The sequence below is a fragment of the Paenibacillus foliorum genome (assembly GCF_013141765.1).
In the GTDB taxonomy this organism is placed as follows: Bacteria; Bacillota; Bacilli; order Paenibacillales; family NBRC-103111; genus Paenibacillus_S; species Paenibacillus_S foliorum.
Window position 1 is genome coordinate 44,245 of record NZ_WHOD01000020.1, and the last position, 25,932, is coordinate 70,176.

Consider the following 25,932-nt stretch of genomic DNA (forward strand, 5'->3'; position numbering starts at 1 on the left):
CAATTCCTTGTGAAATACTGTTGGAGATTGCAAAGGACCTATGTTTCATGCTAAAGTTAAGGTAATTATTTACAAGGAGGTGAGGTAGGTGAATCACGAGATGGTGAACAACCGTATTAGCCAGCTGCCGATTGCTATGGCTGGCCTCGTTCATGCTTTTTCATACAAGGGGAGAAGTCTGTCCGTTAGTACCTATACGTTGTTACCATTCGCGAGAAGATGCCTACCTTAACCGATACGGATTGTTGTATCATTCGAAGGGTCGCGGCTTGCTGCTGCGGCTCTTTTTTGTCGTTCGGATAGCGGATAGGATCTTCATCTTTAGGAGGATCTTTACATGATAATTGTTAACGGTCAAAACATAAAAAAATACTTGGGAGCCCATCTTGTACTGGACGGGGTTACGTTTGAAATTCACGATGGAGAGAAGATTGGCCTGATCGGCCGCAATGGATGCGGTAAATCGACGCTGCTGCAGCTTATCTCCAAGCATATGCATGTTGATGAGGGGATGCTGACTCTGAAGAAGGATATGCAGGTCGGGTATTTGCCGCAAATTCCGGCCGAATTCGAAAGCCTTACGGTTTACGAAGTGCTTACCTACGGTTACTGGGAATTAATCGCATGTCAGAAGGAATTGTCCCATTTGGAGCAAGAAATGTCTAACCCCGAGGTTGCCTCGAGTCCCGAGAAGCTTGAACGGCTCTTGAAATTTTACGCAGCTGTTCAGGAACGCTTTGAACGTGGCGGCGGTTATGAAATGGATGCGAATATAGATAAGGTGGCCGGCGGTCTGCAAATTTCAAAGAGCGTTTACGCACAGAGCTTCAGCACTCTCTCCGGAGGCGAGAAGACGAGGGTATCCTTAGCTTCGCAGCTGATTGTATGCCCGGGCTTGCTGCTGCTCGACGAGCCGACGAACCACCTGGATCTTAAGGGCATTGAATGGCTGGAGCAGTTTCTGCAGAGCTACACAGGCGCATACGTTATCGTATCGCATGACAGATATTTTCTTGATCAGGTGGCCTCCAAAATGATTGAGCTAGAGGATGGGGAGGCTCATACGTATACTACCAACTACAGCGGATATATGAAAGAGAAGGAAGAACGACTGCTGCAGCAGTTCGCGCAATTTCAAGAGCAGCAGAAGGTCATTAAGAAAATGAAGGAGACGATTCGGCAGCTCGAGGAATGGGGGCGTATCGGAGGGAATGAGAAGTTTTTCAAGCGGGCAGCGTCTATCCGCAGAGCACTGGAGCGTATGCAGATGGTGAAGAGGCCGGTGCTGGAGCCTAGAACCGCTGACTTCGAGCTTTCGCCGCTTGATCGCTCGGGGAACAGGGTTGTTGGCTTCGAACGGATTTCTAAGGCTTATGGTGAGCGAAGCGTGCTGTCCGGTGCTGACGGAAGCCTTCAATACGGGGAAAAGGTTATGCTGCTGGGCGATAATGGTTCCGGCAAAACAACATTGTTCAAGCTTCTGCTTGGTGAAGAAACACCTGATAAGGGGGAAATAAAGCTGGGCGCACGTGTCGAGGTTGGATACCTTGCACAGCAGATGGGGATACAAGACCGCAAGCAGACTGCACTGGAATACTTCCGACTGGAGGGAGGCGTAGAAGAGGGCGAAGCGAGGGGGATTCTCGCCAAATACTTGTTTTATGGCTCCGATGTATTCAAGCCGGTAAGTATGCTATCTGGAGGCGAATGGTCGCGATTACGGCTTGCGCTGCTCGTTCTAAAGAAGCCGAACCTGCTATTGCTCGATGAGCCGACCAACCATCTGGATATCGCTTCGCGCGAGGCACTGGAGGAAGCGCTGGAGGAATTTCCAGGTACTGTGCTCGCCATATCGCATGACCGGTATTTCATTAACCGGTTGGCGCAGCGGGTGTGGGAGCTGGAGCAGGGCAAGCTTGCGAATTATCTCGGTAATTTTGACGAGTACCGGGCGAAGAAGCGGCAGCAGGAGGAGGCTTCCGCCAGGAACGCGGCGGATTCTGGCTCCAGGGGCTCAGCCGCAGGCGGTGCGAGGCAAGCTGCCGGAGCTCGGCCCGAAGGCAAGCCGGCCCGCTTTGGCGCAGCAGCGCGAGCGCAGGGAAGCGCGGGAGCTCCCGCGCCGCAATCTTCCGCGCCAGCTGAGCGGCGGCGCGAGCAGCTCGAGCGGCAGATCGCCGCGCTCGAGGCGGAGCTGGCCGCTGCGGACGCGAAGCTGCAGCAGCTAGGTGACAGCGGCGGCGATACGGCGCAGCTGGAGGCTCGGTGGCGCGAGCGGGAAGTGCTGCAGGAGCAGCTCAATGCGCTGTTCGAGGCGTGGATGGAGCTCGCGTAAATAATGAAAAAGGATGGCATATGCCATCCTTTTCTCATTTCTGGAGTCCTTAAAAGGGTTCTTATTAAGATGGTTGGCTGGCGGTTTGAAGTGAAGAATACACTTGGCTTACCATCGTTTGCGCCTGAGCTATTTCAGCAGAAGCTGCTTTTAAAGCTTCTTGACATAATGTTGGGTTTGCAGCCGATTGTTCGATCGCTTGAGCAATCATATCTTTGGCAATCGACGAGGATGCTTCTGCTTTTTTTAACAGGTTTGTATCGATTTGTTGTGCCATCTGATTTTCCCCCATCCGGATAAATAATTTTAGAATCCCTTATATTGAGGCTCTTCGTTCTCTAATTGCTGAACGCGGGCCTCTACTTGTGCTAGGATTTGTTGTGTTTGCTGAGAAGCATTTGTATAAAGGGTTTTTGCTTGTTCATTCTGAGTATCCAAAGCAAATTGTTCAAGATTTGCTTGGGCACTTTTTAAAGAAGCCAGACATGTTTTTACTTGGGCTGCTACGGTCATTTGGTTTCACCTCCTCTTGAAGTAACGAACATAATATATCCCATCTCCATAAAAAAAAACTGGAAAAAATTAAAATGACCAAAAGAGAATGATCCTCAACGAATATGAAAATGATTGGTAAAGCATACTAATCACAAACATAGATAAGGGGCATGATTTCAGATGGTAATAAACAAAGGTTCACAGAAATTTTTGATCGTAACTGTAGCTGCCATGTCGATATTGATATCAGGATGCTCGACACCTAAAGCCAATAATGTGAAACAGCAAAGCACACCAATAAAACAGCAACAGGTGCAACAACCAGGAAATACGGAGAGTCGTATCCAAATAGCGAATGAAGCCGCAGCTAAAATAACTGAGCTGGGCATCGCAAAGCAAGTTAATGTATTGGTAACCAAAAGAAAAGCTTATGTTGCAGCTGTGCTAAATAACAACCAACAAATAACGCGAGACGTAGAAGAAAAAATTGCGAATCAAGTTAGAGCAACCGACCCCAATATCCAGAATGTTTACGTCTCAACGAATCCGGATTTGGTGAACCGCTTCAATACTTATGTAATGGATGTTAAAGAAGGAAGGCCTGTTACTGGTTTTATAGACCAGTTTAATGAGATAGTGTATAGAATTTTCCCGAACTCCAGATAAGAAAAAGAGAACCTATTTTAGCTGCTGATAGATAAGTGACAACGGGCAGGCCACCGCGGCAGCTGCCCTTTTTTTTGTCTTAAGATCAATTAACAGAAAGGATTGTGCAAAAGGAAAAAATAGGGTGAATGGCGAATGTATCTCAATCAAACTTATGGGGGAAGAGGGACGGATTTAGCCATGATACCTATTGGGGAAATAAAGAATATTAATAGATATCCTGTAAAGTCTTTGGCTGGAGAGGGATTAGAGACAAGCAGAATCGAGACCTATGGGTTATACGGTGACCGCAGCCATGCATTTATTGATGAAACCAAAGAAGGATGGTCTAGTTATATGACGGCCAGACAGATCCCTGACCTGCTTAGTTACAAGGCAATGTTCATTGGCGAGGGCTCTGCACAAGAGTTTCCTAAAGTGAATGTAGTTGCACCGAATGGGCGCAGTTTGAATTGGGATGAAGACTTATTAGGAGAGCTACAGGCGTATTCGAATACAAAAATGTCCATGCTTAGCTATAAACCGAATAACCAAGACCTTCTGGCTATGGATACAGGGAGTATATTGATAATTACAGATGCTTCGTTACGCAAGCTTGAGGAAATATGGGGAAAGAGGTTGGATAAGCGCCGTTTTAGAGCAAACTTACTGGTAGCTGTAGCCGACAACTCATTGAGTGAGAGTGACTGGATAGGAAAACGTTTAATAATAGGGAGTGCAGAATTAGAAGTTACTATGTATTGTGAGCGTTGTTCTATGATTACAATCGATCCAGACACCTTGGAGCGTGATAAATCTCTGTTGAAGAAAGTAAATGAGGAGATGAACTTAAATTTCGGGGTATACGCTTCTGTTAACAAGGTAGGACAAGTTAGCGTTGGTGATAAGGTATTTTTAGCATAGAAAAAAATGAGAAATAAGAAGCCAAGAGCTTACAAATAGCGTAGAACACTTGGCTGGCGAGGAGGGGGAGAATGTAGTAAAATTGGTACCATAATGGTAATCAAAAGGAGAAAGCTATGTGCCGAAATATTAAGACACTATTCAACTTTGACCCTCATGCTACCGATGATGAGATTCAGGCAGCAGCGCGCCAATTTGTGAGAAAGCTCACGGGCTTCAACGAGCCCTCGAAGGCAAACGAGGAGGCGTTCAATCACGCTATCCAGGAGGTGGCTGCGGTTGCTAAGAATTTGTTAGACTCATTAGTAACGAATGCTGAGCCTCGCAACCGCGAGGTCGAAATCGAACGTGCTCGCGCTAGATCTGCTAAGAGGTTCGGAGTTGCAGAGGAATAACTCTAATAAAGCGCAATTAGCTTCGATGCAGGTATGGAAACCGAGAGTCTGCTGGAAATAAAATGAGTGCCGCCCCATGTCAAAAGGTTTTCGACATATCCTAATGTGTCCGCATTAAAGGTACCGATGATTCGCTGCAAAGCAAGTAAATCATAGCTCATGCTTTTTTCATCTGTAACAATTGGATACAGCGCTCCCAGAGCAAGAACCTCGCCCTTGGTTGGAGTTTTAAGTTTTCCATCTTCATTGTAATACTGGGATAAATAATCATAGCCCTTATTGCTTATGTCTAGGGTAAAAAGCACATCAAGCTGAGGGCTCCCCACACTTACCTTGTAATAGTCTTCATAATTCACATTGAACTTAAAGTGACTATTAAATTGTTCAACATCGAATAATTTACGTAGAACCTTATTTCTAAACGAATAGATATAAGAGCTAATATAGCCTCCGCTTCCTCCTGAATCGATAGTTACTAATATATCCGCTATAGTATCCTTATCAAAGTCTCCAAGAAACAGTCTGCTATTATATCCAGCGTTATTCGGAAGATTGACTGTTGTTCGATTCTTGGAATATCCATCTTGGATGACGAGGGTTATATGATCTGCAAACAATCCTGATTGTCCATCAGGTTTATTACCATATAAGTACACGTTATCAAGGATTCCGTCTCCAGTTACATCAGCTTGCTTCATGTCCAATACAAACAGGTTATTAGAGTTAGTATTCGGTCTATACATTTGTTGTTGGTATCCTGGGTATTGCCAGCTCATTGCAAGAACCTCCGTTTACGATTTGTTTGAGTTTTCTATTTCTATCGTATGCGGATGCCTATTTGATGGTTCATAAAGCTAATATAAGAGCAGCGAGTAGAGGTATGCTAGATGGAAGTGGAAGGTTGTTCGAAACCGAAAATCAGCAGCCCAACGCCTTTTATGGCGTTGGGCTGCTGATTTTTTTAGAAGTCTGTAGGGCCCATTTTACCGGCTTGAAAGTCTTTAAAGGCTTCCATGATTTCTTCTTTGCTGTTCATAACGAATGGTCCATGCTGATAAATTGGTTCATCGATAGGTTCTCCACTCAGGATAATGACAAGTGTATCATCGGTTTGACCTTCAATGACAATGTTCCCTGGGGTATTGTCAAAGAGAATGAAGTCTCCGGATTGAGCAAGCTGTGTGCCGTTCAGCTGGGCAGTCCCCTTTAGAACCAACGCAGCAGTGTTGAAGGTTGAAGGAAGCTCGAATTGTGCTTGACCATTAGCTTTGAAGGAAATATCGAACAAGTGAATCGGCGTGAACGTTTGTGCAGGTCCTGGAACGCCGTTGTATTCACCAGCAATGACGCGAACCTCACCTCCATCGTCTGGCAGCTTTATTCTTCCCATATTGCCGCTGAGCAGCTCCTGGTATTTGGGTGCATGCATTTTGTTGGCGCGGGGAAGATTCACCCATAATTGAATCATTTGGAATAAACCGCCGCGCTTGGAAAATTCCTTTTCATGATATTCCTTGTGCAATAGTCCAGAGCCAGCCGTCATCCATTGTACGTCCCCAGGTCCTATAATTCCATGATTTCCATGGTTATCATGATGCTCCACGTAGCCTTCATAATCAATCGTTACCGTCTCGAAGCCCCGATGCGGATGCGCGCCTACCCCTTTTACTTGCTCACTGGGCGGGAAGACGAACGGTGCATTGTAATCCATCAGAATAAATGGGCTGAAGCGTTGTCCGAAGTTCGTTCCAGATGGGAAATAATTCGATACGCGAAAGCCGTCTCCAACCATGTGAAAGGGAGCACCTTTATAAATACCTTCAATTGTTCGTAATGTTGTTGTCATAGGAATGAGCTCCTTTGCCTAATTTTTTTAATAGATCAATGGCCTCTTGCTTCTGGCTTAGTGTCAAGCCGTTCATCATTCGGTGAATATTTGCTGTATGCTGGGGGAAAATATCATCAAACAATTGTTTTCCTTTATCGATCAGCTCCGCATAAGTCACTCTACGGTCTTGGTCACAGGGTATACGTTTCAGGTATTGCTTTTTCTCCAGCTTATCCATATTGTCTAATTTATCTTAATCTAAAATATCTTTAACTGAAGATAATTGTCTTGAATTAAAGATATACCAAACCTAACTAAATGTCAAGTGTGTGGGAAGCAAGTAGGAGTTCGCCAAACGAGCACGCCATTCAAGGCGGACGGGTATGGTTTATGGACAGGGTAAATAAGATCATTGACAAGGGAATGCATGTTCCGATAATCTCATAGATGTAAATAAAATACATAAGTAATCATGAGGTGGACTAATGCCGTTGTATAAGAAGCTGGTGCGTGATAAAATTCCGCAAATAATCGAGTCTAAAGGGGAAACATGCGTCTTCGAAATTTTAGATAATGATAATTATGTAATAGAGTTACGCAAAAAATTAGATGAAGAAATCATAGAATATATGAAGGCAGGCAATTTGGAGGAGGCTACTGAAGAACTGGCGGACGTTCTAGAGGTCATCCATGCTTATGCAGCCGTTCACGGAGTAAGCATCGAAGGTGCAGAGACCAAGCGAATAAAGAAGGCAGCTGAAAGAGGCGGCTTTGCTAAAAGGGTTTTTCTTGTTGAGGTGGTAGATTAGTTTGGAATGCAAAAAGAGAGGAGGCGGCAATCATCGACATTTATAACACTGCATCTCTCTTGTTGGCAGGAATCGTGTTTCTGGCGATGCTGTCCATTGTGTATGCCAGCTGGAAGAATGGCATATCGCCGATGCCTTCTTCGGCTCCGACGCGCCACGCGGTGGCGAAAGAGATCAACCAGTTCTCAGGTAGAGGTACAATAGTAGAAGCGGGTTCAGGCTGGGGGACGCTGGCGCTTCATCTACTACGACACTGTCCGGGCTGGAGGATCATAGGGGTTGAAAATTCGCCGATTCCGTTGTGGATTTCGCGATTATTGGCTAGGATGGCTTTTCTTAAAAGGTCAGGAGATTCGGCAGTTACAGGTGCCCCTATTACATATATCCACGGTGATATCTACGACTATCCCTATGAAACCGCCGATGTTGTCGTGTGCTACTTATATCCCGGTGCGATGAAGCGATTTAGTGTAATTCTCGGTGACAGGTTGGCACCGCATGCGCGGATTGTCAGCATTTGCTTCGCGCTGCCCGGCTGGCGGCCGGAAAGAGTGATTACTTGCGGAGATGTATTCCTCACCAAAGTATACGTATATACTGTGGAGGGGATTGATCGTAGGGCGAGTTAATTAGCTATTAAGGAGGCTTGCCCTTACAGAGTTGTATCTTTCTGCAAACGCTTGCGTTATGCAGCGATTCGTTCTACAATACTCCCATCCATTGAAATCGCTATCATTTAATAAAGGAATTGAGAACATGATGGGGAAACTTTTTGCATTCAACAAGAGCATTTTTGGAAGACTTCTGGCAACTTTTATTCTATTAAGTATTATCCCAATGAGCGTAGTTGGTCTGGTGTCTTTTAAAGTTTCTGAGAAGCTGCTGGATGCACAGGTAAGCAAATCAAATATTGATACACTAGAGCAAATCGACAAAAATATAAGTGTACTTCTCGATCAAGTCAGTGCAATCGTCAACATCTACAATATGAATAATGAGCTCGAGTCGATGCTAACCAAATCTTATAGCAATATCTACGACCAGCTTCTAGATCAGGCCAAAGTGGAGAACAGTATGCTGCGCTACTCATTTGCTTTTGATTGGCTTAATTTCCAATCCTTTCTCATCGGTCAAAATGGGCTTATCTATACACAAAATTACCAGAACAATATCGTAGATCCTGACCGTCTGTTAAGCTATCAGTGGGATGATTATCTGTCTCATATGCCTGATAGAATCACTTGGCTTAGTACCCACAAAAGCTTCTTGAAAAACAATGAAGGAACCAATGTATTTACAGCATCCAAATTGTTACAGACAGCTAATACGAACAAGTCTTATGGGGTATTCGTCTTAAGCGTCAAAGAAGATAATCTATATAATATTTATAAGAACCTGCTGAACAATGGGAAGGAAATCTTCATACTGGATTCCAACTTGAACATCATCTCACACAGCAATAGGGAACGGGTTGGCGGAAAGATGGAAGGCGAGCCTTATGTACAATGGTTATCCGATAACGATGAAAGCTACAAAATCTCCACGATCAACAATGAGAAATACCTTACTTTATATAAAAAAATAAGCCGAGTGGATTGGTACATTGTCGAGAAGATCCCGATGTCCGCTATTTACAAAGACATCGATGTGTTAAAATCGAGAGTTTTTCTTATTGCCTTTATTTGTATCCTGCTGTCCTTGGCAGCTGCTTTGTTCATCTCCCGAACGATCGCCATGCCGCTTGGGAAATTATCCAGACGGATTCAAACCTATTTGCTGAAAGGAAATACCCAATCCATCAAATCGCCATCTTCGGTAAATGAGATTAATTTGTTGACCACCGAGTACGATAACATGATCAATAAACTTGATCGGACAATTGGCGATTTAGTAAAAAATCAGGAAGAGAAGCGGGTGGCTGAACTACAGGCTCTACAAATGCAGATTAATCCACATTTTTTGTACAATACACTGAATTCTATTAAATGCTTGGTTTGGGTTCAAAAAACGCATCTAATCGAACCTACCATCAACGCGCTCGTCAATTTGCTCGAACAAACGATTAATCGTAGTGATGAGCTTATCAGCATCCAAGATGAAATCGATAATATCGATCACTATATCTATATTCAACAAATACGAACGTCCCATACGATCACGATGAATTACAAAATTGATGAACAGCTAATGCCATACAAGCTACCAAAACTGCTCTTACAGCCCATCATTGAAAATGCAATTTTCCACGGGATCGAACCGAATAAGACAACGGGCACCATTTCTGTGTATGGATCTCAATACAGAGGCGGCATAAAAATTGAAATTATCGACAACGGCATTGGAATGAGCGAGGAAGATATCGATCGCATTTTTAACGAAACAGGTAACCAATCATCTTCACGCTTCAGTGGAATAGGAATTCGTAATGTCGATGAACGATTGAAGTTGAATTTCGGATTACAATATGGTTTAACGATAAATAGCCAGCCTGGAATGGGGACATCGGTTACCCTAACACTACCTAAAGTACAATGATATTAAAAGAGGTGCAAGCACATGTATAAGGTCATCATTGTAGATGATGAAAAGCTTTTACGCCAAGGCTTTATCCATATGACGGACTGGTCCGTAAATGGCTTTGAAATCGTTGGTGACGCATCCAACGGAATTGAAGCCTTAGAGCTTGTAGAACGTTATCAGCCTGACATTGTTGTAACGGATATTCGCATGCCTGGAATGGACGGGATTGAATTGACTCGAATCCTTAAGCAAAGATATAAGGACATTCAGGTCATTGTGTTAAGCAGCTATAACGATTTTGAATATGTGAAGGAAACTTTGCAGTTAGGAGCGCTAGACTATATTTTGAAGCCTACCATGCAATATACCGACTTGGTGAACGCCATGGAAAAAGCCAAATCGAACAAACAGCATCAGGAGTTGGCTAAGGACACTCAAAGCGAACAAAGGAAAAAGTCCCTGTTAGGCTTCTTTAGAAGCCTCCTGTGTGAGCCTAATCAATCCGATGAAGCGATCCTGGATCAAATTTCTGCTTTTAGTCTACCGCTGCAGCCAGGTCTTATGCGTTTAATATGGATTCAACTTGAGCTTCCGGAAACCGATTCTGCTTCGGAGGCTTCCCAAGAGGGAGAGCTCACAAATACTATAGTTAACGAACTGCAAGCCATGCTGCAGCAGCATCAGAATGGCTGCTGCTTTGCTGTTAGTCCACTGCAGCTTATCGTCATTATGAACACGTCAGAAGACACATATAGAGATCAGATTGCCCCTGTCCTTGCATCCTACGATGTGCAGTACTGGCTGTGCGTGAGTGAACCTTTTTCCGAATTTAGCGATATTCCGGCAGTTCATCAACGACAACTAGCCCTCTCCCCGTATCGGTTTTACATAAATTCGGGTTCTGTAATAAATGAAGCTGAGCTTACAGAGCTGAAAACCAGCCTGGATTTGCCATTTAAAAACTTTAACGATTACATCGATAAACAAGACTTCCTTGGACTTTACAAACAGGTGCAGCACATCATTACAGATAGCATTCAAAATAGGCATTATATAGATCCCTATGCCATTCGGAATGGATTTATTGAAGTATGCTACTATATTATCCATAGACTTGATGAGATGGGATTAGAGATTGACGAGCTTCATAAGCGGAAAATTACTTTTTTCAAATTGATCGAGAATACTGGGAATGTGGCAGACTGTTTACAGGTGCTTGAGCATATATTGAGCGAAATCGAAACGTCCTTGAAGGACAGCCGGAATGGGAATTACAATCCTACGGTGAAATCCATTATCCATTTCATTCAACAGCATTACAGCGAAGATATTTCTCTGCAATCTATCGCGCTTCACTTCCACCTTAACAAAAGCTATCTAAGCCAGTTATTTAAATTGCAGACGGGAGAAACTCTCAATAATTACTTGATAAACCTGCGAATCGATGAAGCCAAAGCACTGCTGAGGAAGTCCAACTCTAACATTTATACGGTTTGCCAAGCGATCGGTTATTCAAATCCGAGCTACTTCGGTCAAGTATTCAAAAAAGTAGTCGGCATGAAGCCTTCCGAGTATAGCAAATTGTACAATAAATAATGAAGCCCTGCGGAAGGCATGGAAAAGAGGAGTCGAATTTCTTCGACTCCTCTTTTCTCATTTCATCGTTTATTTCCACTTACCGCTACTGTGGAGCGGCTTGAAGCATTCTAAGCACAGTGACGACAACCTCTGCTCTAGTCGCTCTTTCGTTAGGTGCGAAGAGATCAGAGCTTCGTCCATTAACGATTCCTTTTGCTGCTGCGGCAGCTACATAGCCTTTGGCCCATGAAGGAATGTCAGCATCATCCGCAAAGCTTGGTTTAGTCAGATTTTTATCTGACAGCTTCAATGCCCGACCTATCATGGTAACTATCTCGGCTCGGGAGATCGGCTGGTCGGGGCGGAAGGTGTTATCTTCATAGCCAGTGATCCAACCCGCGTTAACAGCACTGCTGACGCCCTCTAATGCCCAGCTTGGAATCCGATTCGCATCAGAGAAAGTCAGATCTTCTGCCTTTCCTTGCAAATGCAAGGCTCTGGACATCATTAACGTAAACTCCGATCGGGTAATCGTGCGATCCGGAAGGAAGGTTCCATCGTTGTACCCGTTAATGATTCCCTTGCTTGCACCATCCTCAATCTGTACCTGTGCCCAATGCCCTTTAATATCCTTCCAAGCCATACTTTCGGATGGCTTCGACATATCTTTAGGCTTGGAAGCTTCTTTGCTCGTTGCAAAAACTGCAAATTTAGTAAAGTGGTCTACGGTTGCCGTAATGGTAGTGCCGCTAACAGTACCGCCTACTTCCATCCATTTCTTTGCCGATTCGTCATAATAGAAGATGGACGCCTTATTGTCTCCTAGTAAAGCAGTATCTAACTGGAGCGTAAGAGTAACCGGATTTTTAAAATTACCATTGATATTCTTTGAGATTTCGAAAATCGGACTAATTAGCTTCATTTTATCGGTTTTCAAGCTTTCCGTTAGTTCAATCTTTTGAATGCTGATTTGAGCTGCTTCATTCAGAGCTCCCTCAGGAATCACAACGGATACTTCATCCCCTAAGCTGACTTTCCCGGAACCTCCCGCAGCAATCGATACACTGTTTGAAGCTTGCGTAGACACGGATGCGCCGCCACCTCGATGTGAGGATGAATTTGAGCTGATGGATTTTGCAGGTGTAAACTTAAATGCGGTGATTGAATGAGCAGGATACGTGTAGTTAAAAGTACTGGAGTTGATAGTAAGCTCACTCGTATCAATGTCCACTGTATTCGGCTTTTCATTGGTATTGATGTCTTCCAGCTTATCTGAGTTCAAGGTCCATACCTCGGCTGATTGTGCTTTATAGCCCGACAGTTCCACAGCGGAGGTTACTGCATCGGTTGCGTCTTGATTCAGTACAATCATGTACAGATCATTATCGGTTCTGGAAGCTACCGTCATCAATTTGTTAATATTTTGATCTTTGTTGTCAATGTTTACGGTTCTTACCGGATTATTATTGATGGTGGACTTCACTTCGTTCGCACCGCTCATATGCGTAAACATTTTGTACATGTAAGCGGAAGCTGACGGCAAGAAGGTGTACGTGTCAAATAGTGCCATAGGTACGGCCGATTTGTTCTCGAACCATCTGTCAATTAGAGAATGCCTCAACGCGTATTCCAAATCCATATCGATGAAATGCATGAGCATATTGGCGGTTTGCAGGGTTGCTCCCAAAGACCCCTCATATAAAAGGGCGGTTTTGGTTACTCCATTTTCCTGATATGTCTTAAACTCAGCATCGTGCTGACCGTATTCCGTTACAATAGGCTTGATATTGCGCCCTGATACTGTAGCGGATGAGTGTGCGATCTCCTTTACTTCTTGAACTCTTGCTTCCGAATCCAACATAGTGGCATAGTGGTACTTGGCAACGTTATTTGGATCATAAGGAGTAGCCATAGATAAGCCAACCACCGGCTCCTTTTTTAACCCGACGTAAGGATGTATAACAATTCCATCGTAAGGAACCGTATTGCCAAGTGCAGCTATGGCATAGCTTTGGTCCATAGAGCTGTAAATCTTGATTGTTGGGTCCACCGCTTTCATCTTGGCGTAATATTCTCCAACCCCAGCATGTGTTGTTTGATAGGTAACTTTGATTTCTTTGCCGGCAGCAGGGATATTTCCGTGGGTGCCGTCTCCAAACTTGATTGCGCCGGTAGTATAATCCAGTTCAAACGAATAGGTTGCTCCTGTCACAGATAAATTGGATACTTGAGTCCAATTCTGCGCTTGCCAGAGGTCATTTTTGCCTGTAGCAGGGTTATACATGTTATTGCCAATAGATACCTCTACCTGTGATCCTGCAACAATCGGAGCGTACTTGGCATATTTCACCTGGTTCGGCTTGCCGTTGCTTTTGGAAGCATCCGTCGGGTCAGCTTCTCTCCAATCATCGATTAGTCCCGTCTTCTGCTGGGTAAATTTCACCGTACCACCATTCGCATATAAATAGGCCGTCTTTAGATCAGAATTACTGTTAAGAGCAAGCACTGCGGGATCCTGGGAAACAATTTGCCCAGACATCCAATAATTTTGACCGAAGAAATTAATTTCATTTCCCAGCTCAAAAGTTTTGATGTTATATGGCGCGGGGTGTCCATTCTGTGCGCGCTTCATCGCCCAGGGGTGTGCAGCATCAGCAGGGGAATTTAAATACTCTACCAGCTCAGCGGCATCCTGCGGGTCTCCGTTCCCTACATTATAAACATAGGGCGTATCGAAACCATGCTTTTCGGAATAACGCATGGCTTCATCCAAGCCAAAATTTGCTTTCTCCGGGCCATTACCTAAATAAGGGTTAACCTGATTCAGCCTTTGTTCAACAGGTCCGATAGAGCGCTTCCACCAAAAAAGGTTAGCTGTTGTCCCACCCGGATACCGAAGTGATTTTAAACCAATTTCGGATAGGTTCTTGTCAAACTGAGCATAAACACTTTTAGTTACAGGATCCCACATGCCGACGCCATCGACAAAATAGCGATGATTTACGCCGAACAGACCAGGCTTAATAGAATGAAGCACATTGCTGGATTCTACCGTGATTTTCGTGTTCGATGCTTCAGCAGCAGCAGCTTGAGGAGTCATAACGCCTCCTACGAATAAGGATGCACATAATAACAAGCTTGTGAATCCGCTTACATTTTTATTGAATGATTGCATGGTTGACCTCCCAAAGGATTTATTTATAGTTAACGACAGGTATGTCTCTCTGCTTGTTATTTGTATCGAGACATACCTATCGGTGCTATTCCAGACCTAGACGCAAGTACTGCTCATCCGGCGAATCATGATCCTCTAATGCTTTGCGCAGCAGCTCGAGCATCCTCTGCTCGGCCTCTTTATCGTGAATTGGATGATTCTGTCCATAATCGTCTATGTTATGGAAGAGTAGATGCTCTCTGATGAATGTACTGTTGACATGAAATGACTGTGTTTGGTCCTTCATTTGCACATTATCCCCCGGTATTTTGTACACAGGAAAGTCTGTCCATTTCAGAAATGGACCTATTTCGATGCGACTGGGATCAATAATGTGATTTAACCCGTAATAATGTCCTATCGTTGTTGGCATTGCCGTGTACAAATTAATCGGTGAATTATCTTCCTGCGATGATGCTCTGAAGTAAGTGTATTCTCCGTCCGTAACATTTACATTCTTCCCGAAATAGCCGTATAAAGCGCAGTCTCTAATAGCAGCAGCTTCACCGCGTATTAAGGGCAGCCATGATTTTCCATGCAGTTTGTTTCTGGCGCAGCTAATATCCACACCGAAATGCTCCAGCAAGGTTGGGAATACATCGATGTTTTGCGTCAATGCATCGATCCGCTTTCCAGCATGCTTGCTTCCCGGCAAATGAACCATAAGGGGGATATGGGCAATTTCGTTGTAGGCAGGCATAATATTTTTGGCCATAAAGTCATGCTCACCGAGTAAATATCCGTGATCAGAAGTGAAGATTAACAGGGTATCATCCCACATCCCCCTACGATCCATCACATCCAGCAGCTTACCGACTGAGCGATCCGTCATAGTAAGCAGTGCAGCATAACGCTTCCGTATATGCTTCAGTGCATCATCGGGTACATTCACTTGTCCATACTCCGGCCAATAGTAGGAAGGTCCTTCGTAATCGTCCTCGTAATCATCGAGCTCGCTGTCCGGCAAGTCGAACGGCTCATGTGGATCGAATGCCTCCACCCATAGAAGATAATTATCTTCCTCTCGGTTATCCTCGAGCCAATTCAATGCAGATTGGATCGTTTTTGGTGAGGAATAGTCTTCCTCAGAATGAAACTGTGTTCTATTGAGAGCATACTGCGGCATAAATTTGCCGATCTGTTCCGGTTTCTCGGGCTGGCTGACTCTGGAAACCCATGAATCCAGCTCTTGTCCACGGATGAAATCCCAAGTGTCGAACTGTTGGCAATAATTCTCTCCGCCTACACGGAAATAATGGTAATGGTCCGTTGCAATATGGGAAAATACCCCGTTATCCCGCAGTATCTGCGGTAAAGTATGATCAAATGGCTCTATCGGCCCCCAATTGCGTTCCAGAAATCCGAGTCGTCCCGTCATCATGTCCCTGCGCGCAGGCATACAAGGCAGAGAGCCTGACCAATGATTGGTGAAAATAGCCGATTTCTCCGCCAGCCTATCCAGATTGGGCGTTGCAATGCCTGATGCGCCGTAAGCGCTGAGATAATGCCGGTTGACCGAGTCCAAGAGCAATACGATTGCCTTCATTATGCTTTCTCCTTTTTTCTGCGTAATTAGCCCTTAATTCCCGAAGTGACAATACCTTCAACAAAGTATTTTTGCGTAAACAAGAATAGAATTAATAGCGGTAAAATGATTAACGTCGTTGCCGACATAAGAAGATTCCATTGTACCTGGGTTTCGTCACGGAACATCGTTAATGCGAGCTGAACGGTTTTCATCTCGTCCGTATTGGTAACAATGAGGGGCCATGTATATTCATTCCAAGATTGGGTAGCCTTTAAAGCTACGAGAGTTGCGAAGATCGGCTTGCTGACAGGCACATAAATGTACAAAAACGTTTGGACACGAGTTAACCCGTCAATTTTCGCAGCATCATCCAGTTCTTTAGGAAAGCCGAGATAAAATTGCCTGAACAAAAACACCCCGAAGGAACCGGCAACGTAAGGAGCAATTAAGCCCATATAGGAATTAATCCAACCGAGTCCGCCTTGTCCGAATAAATCATTACCGCCCGCAAGAGGAATATGCTTTAGAATCAGGAACACCGGAATCATAGTCACTTGTGGAGGAATCATTAAACCTATCAAGGAAATCAGGAACAAGACATCCCTGCCTCTGAAATTCAATCTGCCAAAGCTATAGCCGGCAATCGAGTTAAGCAATAAACTTACAATTACTGTAATAACCGTCACAAATACGGAGTTGAAAAAGTATGTTCCCCATTTGCCCCTGCTCATTGCCTCGACATAATTATGCCAAACCCATGTTTCCGGGAAAAAAATAAACTGTGGAGCCATTATATCTCCCATCGTTTTCAGCGATGTTAAAACCATTAATACAAATGGAAAGAGCATGAGTAAAGCGAAGATTAGTACAATTACAGAAAGCCCTAGCTTGGATTTCGTATCTTCCATACCGTATCAACCACCTTATTTAATCAATGTCATTACCTTGTCCATATTTGAAATTGACGATGGTAATAACCGCAATAATCGCCAGCAAAACCGTTGCCATAGCAGACGAGTAGCCTAACTGGAATTCACCGAATGCACGGTTATATATTTGATGAACAATTGTTGTCGTTGAATTCATCGGACCGCCGTTGGTCAAAATTTTAATTTGTTCAAATACGTTGAAGTTGTTAATTAAGCCAGTAATCAATAGAAAAAAAGTGATCGGCTTAAGCATAGGTATCGTGATGTAAAAAAACTTGTGCAATGTATGGGCACCATCTACAGAAGCTGCCTCATATAAATCGCGAGGGACACCTTGCAATCCAGCCAAATAGATGACCATGTTGTAGCCTACGAATTTCCATATTCCCATAATAATAAGGGCAACCATCGCCCAGTTTGCGTCATAGAGCCATTGCTTTCCTTGAATATGAAAAACGCCTAGAACCGTATTAGCTATACCGCGAGACGGTTCATAAATCCACAGCCAGATCATGGATACAGCAACCATGGAGGTCACATGAGGCGTGAAGAATCCCGTTCTGAAAAAGGAAAGACCAATTAATTTGTTATTTAATAGTCCCGCAAAAATCAAACCAAGAGCTAGAGTAAAGAAGAGTGTAAAAAAAGAGTATACCACCGTATTTTTGAGAGATATCCAGAAAAAAGTATCATCCCATAACACCCTATAGTTTTTGAGTCCGATAAAATCCATACGGTTCATGTCATAATTGGTAAAGCTTAAATAGATGTTTATCAGAATGGGAAGCAAGACGAAGATCAGCAAAAATATATAGAATGGAGCAATTAGCGCATATCCAATCGGATCACGGTCTAGTTGTTTCTTTTTTAATTTATTGCTTGCTACCGCCTCATGGGATACTGTGCTTGCATTCATTGTGTTTCTCCTTCCAGCCAAAATCTCAATATCTTAAGAAGCAGGCTTGTAGAAGCTTATAAGCTACAAACTCTCTACAAGCCTGCTGGACCGCATCATTATTTGCTAATATTTTTCAGCTCTTTTTCAACATTCTCTTGGGCGTCTTTCAGAGCTTGCTCAGGAGATTTCTTCTTGCTTATAGCTTCCTCATATGATTGGATTATGTATTTGTTGTATAGGCTTAACCATGGAACAACGGGTTTTCCTTTACCGTTTTTCACATAATCCATAAGAACGCTGTTAAATGCAGGATCCTCGTCGGTAAATTGTTTTTCAAGTGATTTTTTCACAACAGGGATTTTCAATTCTTTATAACGCTTCCATACTTGATCATTGGACATCATAAATTTAATAAATTCGAAGGCTTCTTCCTTATGCTTGCTTGTGTTCCCGATTGTAAACAGGCGGTATCCGTTGAAGCCGACTTTGGTTTCTTTCTTTAGCACAGGTGCAAAGCCCAGCTTGTCCTTCAAATCCGGATTGTTCTTGATGAGATTGCTGATTCCGGTTGTTTGTAAAAAGGACATGGCAGATTTACCGCTAACAAATGGAATTTCATCTTTTTTCTGGTAATTATAAGGAATGCTTACTTTCTTGCTGTCCAGATCGACCAAAAATTTCAAGCCTTCAATGGCTTTGTTGTCGTTAAGAACAGGCACACTTTGCTGTTCGTCGATTAATTTGGCTCCATTTTGACGTAAAAAGGGCTCTACAAATACGTCTGCAGAAGTGTATGGAATATCAAATCCGGCGCGAGTAACGTTACCGTTAGCATCTCTTTTGGTCAGCTTCTCAGCATAGCTCGCCAATTCCTCCCAGGTTGCGGGTGGTTTGTTCGGATCTAAACCTGCTTCTTGAAAGTAATCCTTACGGTAAGTGAGAATTTCAGGTGCCGGGAAAAAGCCTAGACCTAATGTTTTATCCTGATATTTCCCTGCAGTCATCGCGCTTTCCATCACATCGGCTTTCTCATCCCACTTGCTGATATAAGCATCCAATGGGGCAAAATCGCCTTTCGCTCCTCTGGAACCCATAAACGCCAAATACGCGGAGAAAACATCCGGCATTGTACCGCTAAGCTTGGCTGCATTCAGCTTGGTGTCTATATCTTCTGCTGCAGAGGGTAATACCGTCGTTTCGATCTGAACATTAGGATGCAGCTTCTCGAATTCCTTCGCAGCGTTGTTGAAATATTCGTCATTGGCTTTATCTGCACCTGGAAACCAGAACGTCAGCTTAACCGACTCTTTGCCGCCAGCTTCCTTGGCTGATTCTCCTTGTTTGGCAGGACTGGAGCTGCAGCCTGCAAGAAGCCCCCCTAACATGACTGCACTAAGTGTTAATGCGGATATTTTTTTTACATTCACTTTATACAACCTCCCCTTTTCGCATTATAATGGTAAACTCTGCTTCTTTAACAATAACCATTGCGTACTTCATTATTATAGATAACGCTTTCTTTAGGTGGAAGAATAGAAGTTTAGATAATTCCTTAACTTTTACAGTAGTTTTTCCCAAAACATCGATAATAAAAAGGGCCTACACTCAAAACTACAAAAATATGCTTATAAAACCTTGAAAAATTTAGGTGCATGGAGATAAAGGGCATAAATTAGGTTGAAAGTTGGTATATAATGGATTTGCCGAAAAGTCCAAAAAAGCATATAGGAGCAGGGAAGGGGATATACATGGCTATATTTAAAGTAGAGGGAGACCGCTTTACTTATAAGGGTGAGCAGATTCGTATTTTGTCCGGAGCGGTGCATTACTTTCGCGTGGTTCCGGCCTATTGGGAGGACAGGCTTCTTAAGCTGAAAGCATGCGGTTTTAATACCGTAGAGACCTATGTCCCATGGAATTTTCATGAACCTCAGGAAGGGTATTTCTGCTTTGAAGGCATGGCGGATTTGGTTGGTTTTATCGAGAAGGCGGGGGAGCTAGGTCTGCATGTTATCGTTCGCCCCAGCCCTTATATTTGTGCGGAATGGGAGTTTGGGGGCTTACCTGCCTGGCTGCTGAGATATCCGGACATCCGGCTGCGCTGCTCTGATCCGTTGTTTCTGTCCAAAGTGGATGCTTACTATGACGTGTTGATTCCTAAGCTTATTCCACTGCTCAGCACAAACGGGGGACCCGTGATCGCCGTTCAGGTGGAGAATGAATACGGTAGCTACGGTAATGACAAGACTTACCTGGAGCATATCCGGCAGGGGCTCCTCCAGCGTGGAATCGATGTGCTTCTGTTCACTTCCGATGGGCCAACGGACCAAATGCTTCAAGGGGGAACTCTTGAGAATGTGCTGGCTACGGTCAACTTTGGCTCCCAGACAGCGGAGTCTTTTGCGAAGCTTCAAGAATACCGCCCTGGACAGCCGTTGTTTTGCATGGAATATTGGAATGGCTGGTTCGATCACTGGATGGAGGATCATCATACCCGTGATGCCATGGACGCGGCCCGTGTATTCGAAGACATGCTGGAAGCGGGTGCTTCCGTCAACTTTTATATGTTTCACGGCGGTACCAATTTCGGGTTTACTAACGGAGCTAATCATATAAAAGCCTATGAGCCGACCATCACAAGCTACGATTATGATAGTCCGCTTAACGAGTGGGGCGAGCCAACAGAGAAATATTATGCTATAAGAGAGAGCTTGTCTAAGTATGCGGATATTGGACAGCTGGAGCTTCCCGAGCCTAAGCCTAAGAAAAACTATGGAATTGTAAAAGTAACCGAGCGTGCTGATTTGTTCGGTCAGTTGAATCTAATTTCCGAGGAAATATATAGCGTGTGTCCGGAACCGATGGAGAAGCTGGGTCAAGCTTATGGTTTCATCCTTTATACGACACAGCTGAGCGGACCCCGGAATGGGCAGGAGCTTCATCTGCAGGAGGTTCATGACCGGGCGCAGGTCTTCCTTAACGGTACGGAGCTGGGGGTGATCGAGCGTTGGAATCCTCAGCCTTTGAAAATGGATGTACCGCATGAAGGGGCAAGACTGGATATTCTGGTCGAAAATATGGGGAGAATTAATTACGGCCCATTATTAAAGGATTATAAAGGAATTACCGAGGGCGTCCGCTTGGATAATCAGTTCCAGTTCAGCTGGAGCATGCATCCGCTGCCGATGGAACGGCTTGAGCAGCTTCAATTTGAAGTTCTTTCTGATTGCAATTCTATTGAAGGCCCGGCCTTTTACAAAGCCATATTCCATGTCGGAGAAATCGCGGATACCTTCCTGAGCTTGGAGGGCTGGAGCAAAGGGGTAGCTTTTCTAAACGGCTTTAATCTCGGAAGATATTGGAATGCTGGACCTCAGAAAACGTTGTATGTCCCTGGGCCTCTGCTGCGGCATGGAGATAATGAATTAATTCTTTTTGAGCTGCACGGTTCGAATAGTGCTGAGGTTGCCTTCGTGGATGCCCCCGACTTGGGTAAAGTCGCAGCGGTTACACCTGAGTTTTAGCATGAACTGGTGGGAAATGACTCGATTTGGTGCATTCGAGCTACCCTGTTAAAGCAAACTTAATTTTATTAAGAACCGACATCGGTTCTTTTTTTTTGCGAAAAAAAGGGGTCTATGGCGAGATGAGGCAGGCTTGAGCAGAATATCGGGTACAAATACTTTCCAAATACAGCCAATTCATATACTATTATTAGTAATGATATATGACGTGAAAAGGAGCTATTCCGTATGCACGATAGATCGAAATCTAGTGCCTCTCATAATACAGCGGCTTCCAGCCGCTCTACAGCACAGCAGGGAGGGCAGACCACGCAGACGGGCGTATCAACGGGTGGATTTGGCTTGTCTTCGGCAGCAGGTATTATGCAGCTTCAGCGCTCTATTGGTAATCAAGCGGTAGGCAGAATGATGATGGACAAGCGTATTCAACGTAATACGTCCGGTTCTCCCCCTGTTCCTACTAAGCTACCCGCATCCATGCCGAATTCGAAGGCAGCTTCGATGAAATCGATTATGGGTGCTCATTTGCGCGATTATGACAAACAGACCGATGCTGCCACCAGTAGTGAGACGTTTAACGTCCAGGAAGATAAAATGATAGGATCCAAGATTAGTTTTCGCGGTGAATTTGAAACCTACGATATAACAGATAGTACAGGCAAATGGAAATTGGCCAAGTTTGATGGTAAACACGGATTTATTCGAAGTAATAAGATTGGGGAAATCAAGGGACTTTCGGGAGCGAGGGACAAGCTTCAGCAAATCAAAGCACAACAAGCACCGAATACCCAAATGGGTCAGATTGGTTCTCCTGCTGAAGCAGAAAGTGCGGGCTTTGAGGATAGGGTTGAAACGATCGGTGAGGTAAGCGATATAATAAACACAGGACCCGGCGGCGTTTCAGAATCACTGGATATCCGTATTGATGAGATCGATGGCGTCGAGGGTAAAGAAGAATTAAAGGAAGAGCTAGAGCTGCAAAATGCCAAGATGGGCATGGCAACCGCTCCGGGAGACATGCTGATGTCGGGTCTCAACGGACTCGTAGCAATGAAGAAGATCGTTGATACTTACAATGACACGGATAAGTCTGCGACGGAGAAAGGCTTCGATATAACCGAAGGTGTGATTGACACAAGTAAGTCGCTTCAGAAGGGTGTGGAGAGCAGCTCAGGGTTTGCTGATAATATCGGAACACTGACCGATAATAATGTTACGGGAGCCGAAGCGGTAAGTGATTGGTCGGGTTCTGTAGGTGAAGCGATATCTGCGATCAAAAGCTCTTTCATGATTGTCAAAAATGTATACGATCTGTTCAGCAAAGCGACCAGCACTGAGGGTATCAGCGCCGATGAAGCTTTCAGCGGAGGACTTGAAGTGGTTAGCAACGGGCTTAAAGTTGCACAATCGGCTGTGAAGACTGTGAAATCGATCCTGGATATTCTAAAGGTCGGGGGAGCTGGGCTTGCGCAGGCAGTTCCAGGCTTGGGCATTGCGATCAGCGGCATTACAATCACGATCAAGGTTTACGGTATGATCAAGTCGGCCATTGCTACTTATCGGATGACGCAGGCCAAGCGGAAATTCAAAGAGGATTACGCCAGCAAGGATTACGTTGGGGCCAAGCAGTACACACTGTTTGGTAGAAACCTGTGGAGTTCCTTCAACCCTGGAACGGATAAGGCCAAGCTGCAGCTGCGCAAGCAGGAGTTAATTGCTAAGGGTGCCGCGGCCAACGAGGCTGAGCAGGTGGAGCTGAGGGATATCCAAGAGTACGAAGTGGCCAAAGAAATGAAGTATATCAACCAGAAGCGATTGACCCGAGCAGGTATTCAAATTGGTCTTGAAATGACTAATATCGCTGGGGATATCGCTACTTTAAGCGGTGTCGGGGCCCAGGTTGGTGTACCACTAAAGGCTGTAGCAGCAGGGGTTGGCGTTACTATGAGCGTGGGTCGTAAGGCTAAACAGATAGGTCGTGACCGCGCAGCCAAGCCGGGTGCATGGAAGCTTACAAAAATGGTATTCAACGCAGACAAATCTTCGACCATTAAGCATGAGAAACGAGTTGAGCATAGTAATCTGATTTTGGATATGATAGCGAAGCTTCCTGAGTATAAACCGAGTGACCCCGACATTAAAAAGCAGTACAAGCGCGTCGAGAATTTTATCTCCTCTAGCGGTGTCAATCCTTTGGAGCTGTACAGGCTCAATGGAGACGTCGGCAAGCAGCGTGCGCTATTGATAAAAAGTATGAAGAAACGTGAATAATCTAACAACCAACTGGAGGGAATTCCAATGAGCGAAAGTACACAGGCAAGAGATTTGGCAGAGCTGGGTTTTCTCAAGCAATATTTAAAAGAGGCTGGACTACAATCGGAGCTGATCGAGCCTTCTGGCGATTTGCCAATCGGAGCTCTGCTTGTTCCTATCAATCTGGATGATCGGGAGCGTGACCGATATTTAACCTTTAGCTTTATCCCCTCTTTGGTTGAACATGGGATCAAGCATATACGGCTGCTGCAAATCTATACAAAGGTTCCAACCGTATGGAAGGAAGAGAACCAGGAGCAAGTAGAAAAATTGCTGCTGGCCATTAATTGTCATCTGGCGATAGGGCATTACAGTATTCGTGAAGACGGGGAGCTCTATTATCGGTATGTGTGGTGCGTGTCAGGCAGCACGATATTACCAAAGGATGAGCTGCTGGAGATCATTGATGTATTCATGCTGATGATGGATACATTTGCAGAAATGATCGAGGGTGTTGCATCGGGGCGAACGGAATTATCCGCGGCTCTTGCGTTTCTTGAACAGTGAGGAATAGAAATCTTTATGGTGCACCGAGTACTTATGAAAAAGGATCAGGTTTATAAAAGAGGCGTTATCGCGAGATGAAATCTCGTCCCCTTGCGGGGCGGGATTTTTTTTAACATATAAGAATTTATATGTTTTTGGGTTTGTGGTGAGCGAAGCTTACCCCTTATTTAAATTTTTGGTAAGGTAGAGGTGGACTCAAACGTAATTGAAACAAATATTTTTTGATGAGCATCGGCACTGGGATTCCTTTGATGAGCAGAACAAGAGCAAACCCAGAACAAACCCAGAGCAAACCCAGAGCAAACCCAGAGCAAACCCAGAACAAACCGAGAACAAACCGAGAACAAACCCAGAACAAACGAAGATCAACCCCAACCATATCCTCGAACCTGCAAAATGAGGTATTGCTCAGATTCGGTAACCTACGTATCGATCGTAGTGCCCGATGAGCATCGATTGTCCGATGCGTAGCCGTCCATGGGAGCGAAGGAGATAGCGGAAGTAAAACTTCCGCTATCTCCTAAAAAAGCATAAAAACAGAGAAATAACGGAATAGCTTGTTCCGTTATTTCTCTGTTTTTTGTGTAAAGGCCTCTCATTCAGGGACTTAACGGAAGTCAGGCTTCCTCTAAGTCCCTGAATGGGAGGCGGTGGAGAGAATAACGGAACTTTTAGTTCCGTTCAAAGAGATCAAGCAACAACTGGGTGAGCTCGATACTCTGTTCGTCTCATTTTACGAATGGCTGGCAGGCCAATATGATCCTGCGTCAGGAGGTTTCTATTATGCACGAAGTTCCTATGACATGGACAACTTCATACTGGATAACTAGTCTATATAGGACAGTATATAAAGCGATCTGCCCTTGCGATAAAGGGAATCCAGTCCTATGACGTAGAATACGTCGTGTTCAGCTACCACGATAAAACAAGTGGGGAAGAGAAGACGGAAAAAGTAACGGTCGAAGAGTATATTGCAAGAGTCATACGTCATATTACGGATGAAAACTCTTACGATTAAATATGCAGCATACGAGAAGACACGAGGCTATTTAGAAAGGATGATTGGAGATCTAACCGGGAAGCAAGAAAAGAATAAAAAGAAGAAACCGCCGTTGTCGGTAAGCAAATATCTGCTGTCCAAACAGACAGTGATGTATATATGTTTAACTTGTTTGGAGAGCGATAACATACCGCTTGATGTGGTGGAGATTTGGATGGAATGGATTATGGAGATCCGACTGTCCCCCCACAAATTAGATGTGAAAGCTGCAGTGGAGCTATGTATCCCGAATACTACAAAGGGGTACATGGCTATGAATACCACCTAACGAAAAGGTTAGGAGAAGTAAAGAAAGAAGTAGCAGGAGGCATTACAGTGGAACAGTAAGAGGGAATGGGTGTGGGTGGAGGAGCGGTAGCGTCCGCCCTGGTCGTCACCTTCGGTGACTGCTCGGGTATGCAGCCTACCTTTGAAGCTCGTGTTCCAACTGCTG

General features: G+C 44.5%; 25 protein-coding genes and 1 pseudogene. 16 read left to right on the forward strand and 10 right to left on the reverse strand.

Annotated features, from left to right (window positions below):
• Window positions 1–88 precede the first annotated feature (88 nt).
• A complete protein-coding gene (locus tag GC093_RS05640; RefSeq protein ID WP_171650895.1) occupies window positions 89–232 on the forward strand; it encodes a hypothetical protein in 144 nt (47 codons plus the stop codon).
• A 105-nt stretch (window positions 233–337) separates the two neighbouring features.
• Complete coding sequence (gene abc-f / locus GC093_RS05645; RefSeq protein WP_171650896.1) at window positions 338–2,332, forward strand: ribosomal protection-like ABC-F family protein; 1,995 nt, start codon at window positions 338–340, stop codon at window positions 2,330–2,332.
• A gap of 64 nt (window positions 2,333–2,396) precedes the next feature.
• Here abc-f and GC093_RS05650 read toward each other — a convergent pair whose 3' ends face one another.
• Window positions 2,397–2,609: a hypothetical protein gene (locus GC093_RS05650; protein WP_171650897.1), complete on the reverse strand. Its 213-nt coding sequence runs from the start codon at window positions 2,607–2,609 to the stop codon at window positions 2,397–2,399.
• Window positions 2,610–2,638: 29 nt separating this feature from the next.
• Window positions 2,639–2,845, reverse strand: coding sequence for a DUF1657 domain-containing protein (locus tag GC093_RS05655; protein WP_171650898.1), 207 nt, complete (start codon window positions 2,843–2,845; stop codon window positions 2,639–2,641).
• Between the two features lie 162 nt (window positions 2,846–3,007).
• Between GC093_RS05655 and GC093_RS05660 the strand changes: the two genes are divergently transcribed.
• The 3 genes from GC093_RS05660 to GC093_RS05670 all read left to right on the forward strand — a co-directional run bounded on the left by GC093_RS05660 (window position 3,008) and on the right by GC093_RS05670 (window position 4,791).
• On the forward strand, window positions 3,008–3,493 hold the full coding sequence (locus GC093_RS05660; RefSeq protein WP_171650899.1) for a YhcN/YlaJ family sporulation lipoprotein: 486 nt from the start codon (window positions 3,008–3,010) through the stop codon (window positions 3,491–3,493).
• Window positions 3,494–3,628: 135 nt separating this feature from the next.
• The gene (locus GC093_RS05665; RefSeq protein WP_246313611.1) at window positions 3,629–4,396 is read left to right on the forward strand and encodes an MOSC domain-containing protein; all 768 of its coding nucleotides are present in this window, start codon (window positions 3,629–3,631) and stop codon (window positions 4,394–4,396) included.
• 116 nt (window positions 4,397–4,512) lie between these two features.
• Entirely contained in the window at window positions 4,513–4,791 is a 279-nt protein-coding gene (locus GC093_RS05670; protein ID WP_171650900.1) for a DUF2277 domain-containing protein, read from the forward strand.
• Window positions 4,792–4,793: 2 nt separating this feature from the next.
• Here the strand turns inward: GC093_RS05670 and GC093_RS05675 are convergent, their stop codons facing one another.
• The 3 genes from GC093_RS05675 to GC093_RS05685 form a co-directional block, all read right to left on the reverse strand.
• Window positions 4,794–5,567 carry a YybI family spore inner coat protein gene (locus tag GC093_RS05675; protein ID WP_171650901.1) on the reverse strand — a complete coding sequence of 258 codons (774 nt, stop codon included), beginning with the start codon at window positions 5,565–5,567 and terminating at the stop codon, window positions 4,794–4,796.
• Between the two features lie 185 nt (window positions 5,568–5,752).
• Window positions 5,753–6,637 (reverse strand): pirin family protein, encoded by an 885-nt coding sequence (locus GC093_RS05680; RefSeq protein ID WP_171650902.1) that lies wholly within the window; start codon window positions 6,635–6,637, stop codon window positions 5,753–5,755.
• A complete protein-coding gene (locus tag GC093_RS05685; RefSeq protein WP_171650903.1) occupies window positions 6,612–6,857 on the reverse strand; it encodes a MarR family winged helix-turn-helix transcriptional regulator in 246 nt (81 codons plus the stop codon). Before GC093_RS05685 ends, GC093_RS05680 begins: the two co-directional genes overlap by 26 nt.
• 247 nt (window positions 6,858–7,104) lie before the next feature.
• Between GC093_RS05685 and GC093_RS05690 the strand changes: the two genes are divergently transcribed.
• The 4 genes from GC093_RS05690 to GC093_RS05705 all read left to right on the forward strand — a co-directional run bounded on the left by GC093_RS05690 (window position 7,105) and on the right by GC093_RS05705 (window position 11,544).
• Entirely contained in the window at window positions 7,105–7,428 is a 324-nt protein-coding gene (locus tag GC093_RS05690; protein ID WP_171650904.1) for a nucleoside triphosphate pyrophosphohydrolase, read from the forward strand.
• Between the two features lie 59 nt (window positions 7,429–7,487).
• Window positions 7,488–8,057, forward strand: coding sequence for a class I SAM-dependent methyltransferase (locus GC093_RS05695; RefSeq protein WP_246313613.1), 570 nt, complete (start codon window positions 7,488–7,490; stop codon window positions 8,055–8,057).
• 127 nt (window positions 8,058–8,184) lie between these two features.
• Window positions 8,185–9,963: a sensor histidine kinase gene (locus GC093_RS05700; protein WP_171650905.1), complete on the forward strand. Its 1,779-nt coding sequence runs from the start codon at window positions 8,185–8,187 to the stop codon at window positions 9,961–9,963.
• Window positions 9,964–9,984: 21 nt separating this feature from the next.
• Window positions 9,985–11,544, forward strand: a complete 1,560-nt coding sequence (locus GC093_RS05705) for a response regulator transcription factor (protein WP_171650906.1) — start codon at window positions 9,985–9,987, stop codon at window positions 11,542–11,544.
• Window positions 11,545–11,629: 85 nt separating this feature from the next.
• Here the strand turns inward: GC093_RS05705 and GC093_RS05710 are convergent, their stop codons facing one another.
• From GC093_RS05710 to GC093_RS05730, 5 genes are all read right to left on the reverse strand, one after another.
• Window positions 11,630–14,701, reverse strand: coding sequence for an S-layer homology domain-containing protein (locus GC093_RS05710; protein ID WP_171650907.1), 3,072 nt, complete (start codon window positions 14,699–14,701; stop codon window positions 11,630–11,632).
• Between the two features lie 85 nt (window positions 14,702–14,786).
• On the reverse strand, window positions 14,787–16,286 hold the full coding sequence (locus GC093_RS05715; protein ID WP_171650908.1) for a sulfatase: 1,500 nt from the start codon (window positions 16,284–16,286) through the stop codon (window positions 14,787–14,789).
• Window positions 16,287–16,312: 26 nt separating this feature from the next.
• Window positions 16,313–17,176 carry a carbohydrate ABC transporter permease gene (locus GC093_RS05720; RefSeq protein WP_171650909.1) on the reverse strand — a complete coding sequence of 288 codons (864 nt, stop codon included), beginning with the start codon at window positions 17,174–17,176 and terminating at the stop codon, window positions 16,313–16,315.
• A gap of 19 nt (window positions 17,177–17,195) precedes the next feature.
• The gene (locus GC093_RS05725; protein WP_171650910.1) at window positions 17,196–18,113 is read right to left on the reverse strand and encodes a carbohydrate ABC transporter permease; all 918 of its coding nucleotides are present in this window, start codon (window positions 18,111–18,113) and stop codon (window positions 17,196–17,198) included.
• Between the two features lie 98 nt (window positions 18,114–18,211).
• Entirely contained in the window at window positions 18,212–19,522 is a 1,311-nt protein-coding gene (locus GC093_RS05730) for an ABC transporter substrate-binding protein (RefSeq protein ID WP_171650911.1), read from the reverse strand.
• 321 nt (window positions 19,523–19,843) lie between these two features.
• Here GC093_RS05730 and GC093_RS05735 point away from each other — a divergent pair, with 321 nt between their 5' ends.
• The 7 genes and pseudogenes from GC093_RS05735 (at window position 19,844) to GC093_RS05765 (ending at window position 25,767) form a co-directional block, all read left to right on the forward strand.
• Window positions 19,844–21,619 carry a glycoside hydrolase family 35 protein gene (locus tag GC093_RS05735; protein ID WP_171650912.1) on the forward strand — a complete coding sequence of 592 codons (1,776 nt, stop codon included), beginning with the start codon at window positions 19,844–19,846 and terminating at the stop codon, window positions 21,617–21,619.
• A 228-nt stretch (window positions 21,620–21,847) separates the two neighbouring features.
• Window positions 21,848–23,890 (forward strand): hypothetical protein, encoded by a 2,043-nt coding sequence (locus GC093_RS05740; protein ID WP_171650913.1) that lies wholly within the window; start codon window positions 21,848–21,850, stop codon window positions 23,888–23,890.
• Window positions 23,891–23,917: 27 nt separating this feature from the next.
• Window positions 23,918–24,439: a YbjN domain-containing protein gene (locus tag GC093_RS05745; RefSeq protein WP_171650914.1), complete on the forward strand. Its 522-nt coding sequence runs from the start codon at window positions 23,918–23,920 to the stop codon at window positions 24,437–24,439.
• A gap of 205 nt (window positions 24,440–24,644) precedes the next feature.
• Window positions 24,645–24,839: a hypothetical protein gene (locus tag GC093_RS05750; RefSeq protein ID WP_171650915.1), complete on the forward strand. Its 195-nt coding sequence runs from the start codon at window positions 24,645–24,647 to the stop codon at window positions 24,837–24,839.
• Between the two features lie 250 nt (window positions 24,840–25,089).
• Window positions 25,090–25,269, forward strand: coding sequence for a hypothetical protein (locus tag GC093_RS05755; RefSeq protein WP_171650858.1), 180 nt, complete (start codon window positions 25,090–25,092; stop codon window positions 25,267–25,269).
• A pseudogene (locus GC093_RS36830) lies at window positions 25,266–25,445 on the forward strand (transposase); the annotation flags it as partial. The gene GC093_RS05755 and the pseudogene GC093_RS36830, both read left to right, overlap by 4 nt.
• The gene (locus GC093_RS05765; RefSeq protein ID WP_171650916.1) at window positions 25,438–25,767 is read left to right on the forward strand and encodes a hypothetical protein; all 330 of its coding nucleotides are present in this window, start codon (window positions 25,438–25,440) and stop codon (window positions 25,765–25,767) included. The pseudogene GC093_RS36830 and the gene GC093_RS05765, both read left to right, overlap by 8 nt.
• Window positions 25,768–25,932: the final 165 nt, after the last annotated feature.

Bases quoted from the DNA above. Each gene is read 5' to 3' on its own strand.
- abc-f (WP_171650896.1), top strand. From the start codon at position 338: ATGATAATTGTTAACGGTCAAAACATAAAAAAATACTTGGGAGCCCAT.
- GC093_RS05650 (WP_171650897.1), bottom strand. From the start codon at position 2,609: ATGGCACAACAAATCGATACAAACCTGTTAAAAAAAGCAGAAGCATCC.
- GC093_RS05655 (WP_171650898.1), bottom strand. From the start codon at position 2,845: ATGACCGTAGCAGCCCAAGTAAAAACATGTCTGGCTTCTTTAAAAAGT.
- GC093_RS05660 (WP_171650899.1), top strand. From the start codon at position 3,008: ATGGTAATAAACAAAGGTTCACAGAAATTTTTGATCGTAACTGTAGCT.
- GC093_RS05665 (WP_246313611.1), top strand. From the start codon at position 3,629: ATGTATCTCAATCAAACTTATGGGGGAAGAGGGACGGATTTAGCCATG.
- GC093_RS05670 (WP_171650900.1), top strand. From the start codon at position 4,513: ATGTGCCGAAATATTAAGACACTATTCAACTTTGACCCTCATGCTACC.
- GC093_RS05675 (WP_171650901.1), bottom strand. From the start codon at position 5,567: ATGAGCTGGCAATACCCAGGATACCAACAACAAATGTATAGACCGAAT.
- GC093_RS05680 (WP_171650902.1), bottom strand. From the start codon at position 6,637: ATGACAACAACATTACGAACAATTGAAGGTATTTATAAAGGTGCTCCC.
- GC093_RS05685 (WP_171650903.1), bottom strand. From the start codon at position 6,857: ATGGATAAGCTGGAGAAAAAGCAATACCTGAAACGTATACCCTGTGAC.
- GC093_RS05690 (WP_171650904.1), top strand. From the start codon at position 7,105: ATGCCGTTGTATAAGAAGCTGGTGCGTGATAAAATTCCGCAAATAATC.
- GC093_RS05700 (WP_171650905.1), top strand. From the start codon at position 8,185: ATGATGGGGAAACTTTTTGCATTCAACAAGAGCATTTTTGGAAGACTT.
- GC093_RS05705 (WP_171650906.1), top strand. From the start codon at position 9,985: ATGTATAAGGTCATCATTGTAGATGATGAAAAGCTTTTACGCCAAGGC.
- GC093_RS05710 (WP_171650907.1), bottom strand. From the start codon at position 14,701: ATGCAATCATTCAATAAAAATGTAAGCGGATTCACAAGCTTGTTATTA.
- GC093_RS05715 (WP_171650908.1), bottom strand. From the start codon at position 16,286: ATGAAGGCAATCGTATTGCTCTTGGACTCGGTCAACCGGCATTATCTC.
- GC093_RS05720 (WP_171650909.1), bottom strand. From the start codon at position 17,176: ATGGAAGATACGAAATCCAAGCTAGGGCTTTCTGTAATTGTACTAATC.
- GC093_RS05725 (WP_171650910.1), bottom strand. From the start codon at position 18,113: ATGAATGCAAGCACAGTATCCCATGAGGCGGTAGCAAGCAATAAATTA.
- GC093_RS05735 (WP_171650912.1), top strand. From the start codon at position 19,844: ATGGCTATATTTAAAGTAGAGGGAGACCGCTTTACTTATAAGGGTGAG.
- GC093_RS05740 (WP_171650913.1), top strand. From the start codon at position 21,848: ATGCACGATAGATCGAAATCTAGTGCCTCTCATAATACAGCGGCTTCC.
- GC093_RS05745 (WP_171650914.1), top strand. From the start codon at position 23,918: ATGAGCGAAAGTACACAGGCAAGAGATTTGGCAGAGCTGGGTTTTCTC.
- GC093_RS05765 (WP_171650916.1), top strand. From the start codon at position 25,438: ATGAAAACTCTTACGATTAAATATGCAGCATACGAGAAGACACGAGGC.